Below are 4,920 nucleotides of genomic sequence, written 5' to 3'. Positions count from 1 at the left end.
GCGAGCGTGACGGTCAGGTCGAGGCCGATCACCAGGAAACTGGTCTGGTTGACGACCTCGGGAATCACCGGATTGACCTTGCCTGGCATGATCGATGAACCGGGCTGCATCTGCGGCAGTCTGATCTCGTTCAGCCCGCAGCGCGGCCCCGAGGCGAGCAACCGGATATCGTTGCAGATCTTGGTCAGCTTTGCCGAGGTCCGTTTGAGAACACCCGACAACTGGACGTAGGTGCCGGTGTCCGAGGTCGCTTCGACGAGGTCGCCGGCAAGAATGAAGCGATGGTCAGTCAGCTCGGACAAATAGCGGGTGGCCAGTTCGGGATAACCTGGGGCAGCCGTCACCGAAGTGCCGATCGCCGTCGCACCGAGATTGATTTCGTGCAGCAACTGGCAGACCTCGGCGATACGGCTGACCTCCTCACCGATGGTCGTTCCCCAGCCGTGAAACTCCTGGCCGAGCGACATCGGCACCGCGTCCTGGAGATGCGTACGACCCATCTTGATCACCCGTTCGAACTCATTGCCCTTGGCGAAGAAGGCCTCCTGCAGGAGGCGCAGCGCCTCCATGTAGCTGGCCAGACGGAGGATCAGCGCTAGCCGGAAAGCAGTCGGGTAGATGTCGTTGGTCGATTGACCGTAATTGACATGATCGTTCGGGTTGACATGCTGGTATTCGCCTTTCCGGTAGCCCAGGCTCTCCAGTGCCAGGTTGGCAATCACCTCGTTGGCATTCATGTTGGTCGAGGTACCGGCCCCGCCCTGGATGAAATCGGTCACAAACTGATCGCACATCTCGCCGGCGATCAAACGCTCACAGGCACCGACGATCGCATCGGCGACCCGGGCATCGAGCACGCCGAGATCGCGGTTGGCCAGCGCAGCCGCTTTCTTGACATAGCCGAAAGCCTTGACGAAATACGGCTCGGCCGACATCGGGATGCCGGTAATGTGGAAATTCTCCTTGCCACGCAAGGTCTGTACGCCGTAATAGGCGCTATCCGGCAATTCCTTCTCGCCGAGGAAATCCTTCTCGATTCTTGACATGTCAACTCCTTTGTCTGAAAAAGGTCGCAATCGATGCCCGCACTGCGCGGTTGCGGCCGCGTTTCTTGATCCGGAGGGCGGGTTATCAGGAGCGCCTGAGCGAAGCGTTGAGCGCTTCAAGGACCTTGCTGCCGGGGCAAAGATAGGCGTCACCGAGCTGGTTCAGCGGCTTCTCCACCGTGTTCAGATGGCGATGCAGATCCTCGGCGCTGCTATCGACGTAGAGCAGGCCGGTGACAATCTCGCCCAGGGCATGCCGTTCCTGCAGATGGTTCATGGCGCCAATGCGATCCGAGGGATCGTAATCGCTGTCCAGTTTGCGCAGATGCAGTATGGAGCCGTCATGCTGAACAATGCGGCGCAGCGAACCGGGCGGATAGGAGGCGTTGATCCGGTCGCGCGGCAGGATGAAATCCAGGCGGTTGACGGCGTCGTTGTGCTCGCGCACGTAGTCGTAGCTCTTGGTCGATCCGGAATGGTTGTTGAACGTCACGCAGGGGCTGATGACATCGATGAAGGCCGGGCCAAGGTGACGCAGGGCGCCCTTGATCAGTGGAATCAACTGCTCCTTGTCACCTGAAAAACTGCGCGCCACATAGCTGGCGCCGAGTTGCAGCGCGAGCGCGACCAGATCGATCGGCGTCTCGTTATTGACCACCCCGCGCTTGCTCTTCGAACCCTTGTCGGCGGTGGCCGAGAACTGCCCCTTGGTCAGGCCATAGACACCGTTGTTTTCAACGAGGTAGGTCATGTTTACGCCGCGTCGCATGGCGTGTGCAAACTGGCCGATGCCGATCGAGGCCGAATCGCCGTCACCGGAAACGCCCAGATAAATCAGGTCGCGATTGGCCAGCGCGGCGCCGGTCAGCACCGAGGGCATGCGGCCATGCGTGGTGTTGAACCCGTGGGAGTTGCCGAGGAAGTAATCCGGCGTCTTTGACGAGCAGCCAATGCCCGAGAGCTTGGCTACCCGGTGCGGCTCGATATCGAGATCAAAACAGGCTTGCACCACGGCGGCACTGATCGAGTCGTGGCCGCATCCGGCACACAGGGTTGAAATGGCACCTTCATAATCGCGCCGGGTATAACCGAGCGAATTCCTGGGCGTGTCGGGGCGCAGCAGTCTGGGTTTGGCGAGATAGGTCATGAAGCCACCTTTTTGCGCGTCGGGGTCATCAACGGTTCCGCCAGCGAAGTCGCTTTGACCTTGCGCAGCGCGAGCGCTTCGGCAATCTTGCCGGAAATGAAGCTGGCGGTGATTGGCGTGCCATCGTAGTGCAGCACGCGCAACAGGCGCTTCGGATCGACCTCTCCTTCGTTGATCAGCAGCATGCGCAACTGGCCGCTCTCGTTCTGCTCGACGACAAAGACGCCATCATGCGCGTAGATGAAATCGATCACTTCGTCGGCAAACGGGAAACTGCGCACGCGCAGGGTATCGACATGGAGCCCCTGTGTTGCGAGCAGCGCCGATGCTTCGGCCATGGCCGGGCTGGTCGATCCGTAGTAAATGGCACCAAAGCGCGCGGGCTGTGCGGCGCGCTGAAGCACAGGTGCCGGCAGAAATGTTTTAGCCGTTTCGAATTTGCGGCGTAGACGCTCCATGTTGTAGATATAGTCGGTTCCGGCCTCGCTGTACTTGGCGTAGGCGTTGCGCGTGGTGCCGCGACTGAAGAAGGCGCCCTTGCTCGGGTGCGTTCCGGGAATCGTGCGATAGGCAATGCCGTCGCCATCGACGTCCAGATAGCGGCCGAAATTCTTGCCGGCTTCGAGTTCTTCGGCGCTCATCACCTTGCCGCGATCGTAGCGGCGCTGGTCGTCCCAGTCGAAAGGCTGACACAGGCGATCGTTCATTCCGATGTCAAGATCGAGCAGGACGAATACCGGCGTCTGCAGACGATCCGCCAGGTCAAACGCCTGGGCGCCGAAGGTGAAGCATTCGTAAGGGTCTTGCGGAAACAGCAGCACATGCCGGGTGTCGCCGTGCGAGGCGTAGGCGCAGGCGATCAGGTCGGATTGCTGGGTGCGCGTCGGCATGCCGGTCGAGGGACCGCCGCGCTGTACATTGAAAACCACCACCGGGACTTCGGCAAAATAGGCCAGCCCGAAGAATTCCTGCATCAGGGAAATGCCGGGGCCGGAAGTCGCGGTGAAGGCGCGCGCGCCGTTCCAGGCGGCACCGATCACCATGCCGATCGAGGCCAGCTCGTCTTCGGCCTGAACCACGGCATAGCGCGCCTTGCCGTTGTCGGGGTCGGTACGGAACTTGCGGCAGTAGCCGCTGAAGGCCTCGATCACCGAGGTGGACGGTGTAATCGGGTACCACGCGGCGACCGTCGCACCGCCATAAACGGCACCGAGGCCGCAGGCGTCGTTACCGTTGATGAATATCCGGTCGCCGACGCCATCGCTGCGTTCGATGCGCAGGCCGATCGGGCAGGAATGACTGGCTTTGGCATAGTCGTAGCCGAGCTTGAGGGCATTGACGTTGGCACCGATCAGCTTGTCCTTGCCACGGTACTGATCGGCAATCAGCTTCTCGACGACGGTCAAATCCATGTCGAGCAGCGCGGTCAGTGCCCCGACGTACATGATGTTCTTGAACAACTGCCGCTGCCGCGGATCGGTGTATTCACGGTTGCAGATTTCGGTGAGAGGAACGCCCAGCACCGTGATGTCTTCGCGGAATCTTGATCGGGGCAGGGTCTTGGTCGAGTCATAGACCAGATAGCCGCCAGAGGCCAGCTCGGCAATGTCACGATCCCAGGTCTGCGGATTCATCGCCACCATCAGGTCGCAACCGCCACGGCGACCGAGCCAGCCATCGGCCGAAACGCGCATTTCATACCAGGTGGGCATGCCCTGGATGTTCGACGGAAAGATATTGCGCGGCGCCACCGGGACACCCATGTTCATGATGGCGCGCGCAAACAACTCGTTGGCCGACGCCGATCCGGAGCCGTTGACGTTGGCGAACTTGATGACGAAATCGTTGCACGCCCGAATGGTTTTCATGGCACTCATGTCTTTCGCACCTCCATCCCGGCTTCAGCCGTTTGCAGGAAAAATTTCTGCATGTCCCAGGCGCCGGTCGGACAGCGCTCGGCGCACATGCCGCAATGCAGGCAGATATTTTCATCCTTGATCATGACCCGTCCCGTCTTCAGTATGTCCGAGACATAGAGCGCCTGCTCCAGGTTATCCGCCGGCGCTTTCAGGCGAGTGCGCAAGTCATTCTCTTCGCCGTTGCCGGTGAAGGTGATGCATTCCGTCGGGCAAATATCGACGCAGGAATCGCACTCGATGCAGGTCTTGCCGGTGAATACCGTCTCGATGTCGCAGTTGAGGCAACGCTCGGCTTCGGAGCAGGCCATGTACGGATCGAAACCCATTTCGAGTTCAAGCTTGATGTCCTTGAGGGTCTTTTCCAGCGCCTTCACCGGCACCTTCTTGCGTTCCTCTTCGGACACCTGATTGTCATAGCTCCACTCGTGAATGCCCATCTTCTGGCTGACCAGGTTGGTCAGCGGCGGCAGACGATCCTCCAGACTTCTTCCCTTGCAGAACAGATCGATGGAAATAGCCGCTTCATGGCCCTGCGCCACGGCAGTAATGATGTTCTTCGGGCCGAGCGCCGCATCACCGCCGAAAAACACCTTCGGCAGTGTAGATTGCAGCGTCGCGTGGTTCAACACCGGCATATTCCATTGGTCAAATTCCAGCCCGATGTCCTTCTCGATCCAGGGGAAGGCGTTTTCCTGGCCGATGGCCACCAGCACTTCGTCGCATTCCATGAATACATCCGGCTCGCCGGTAGGAATCAGGCTGCGTTTTCCCTTGGCGTCGTACTCGGCGCGCACCCGCTCGAAGAGGA

4 protein-coding genes are annotated in these 4,920 nt (G+C 60.1%); all 4 read right to left on the bottom strand.

Annotated elements, in window-relative coordinates:
- Positions 1-1,046 (bottom strand): aspartate ammonia-lyase (locus JNM42_RS13465; protein ID WP_294270865.1); only part of this gene is annotated, 1,046 nt, incomplete at its 3' end.
- Between the two features lie 85 nt (positions 1,047-1,131).
- On the bottom strand, positions 1,132-2,193 hold the full coding sequence (locus JNM42_RS13460; RefSeq protein WP_294270862.1) for a 2-oxoacid:ferredoxin oxidoreductase subunit beta: 1,062 nt from the start codon (positions 2,191-2,193) through the stop codon (positions 1,132-1,134).
- On the bottom strand, positions 2,190-4,070 hold the full coding sequence (locus JNM42_RS13455) for a 2-oxoacid:acceptor oxidoreductase subunit alpha (RefSeq protein WP_294270857.1): 1,881 nt from the start codon (positions 4,068-4,070) through the stop codon (positions 2,190-2,192). The genes JNM42_RS13460 and JNM42_RS13455 overlap by 4 nt, the downstream gene beginning before the upstream one ends.
- Positions 4,067-4,920 (bottom strand): 4Fe-4S dicluster domain-containing protein (locus JNM42_RS13450; protein ID WP_294270855.1); only part of this gene is annotated, 854 nt, incomplete at its 5' end. The genes JNM42_RS13455 and JNM42_RS13450, both read right to left, overlap by 4 nt.

The organism is Propionivibrio sp. (assembly GCF_016790145.1).
Lineage (GTDB): Bacteria > Pseudomonadota > Gammaproteobacteria > Burkholderiales > Rhodocyclaceae > Propionivibrio.
This window is presented reverse-complemented; position numbering and strand designations above follow the sequence as displayed.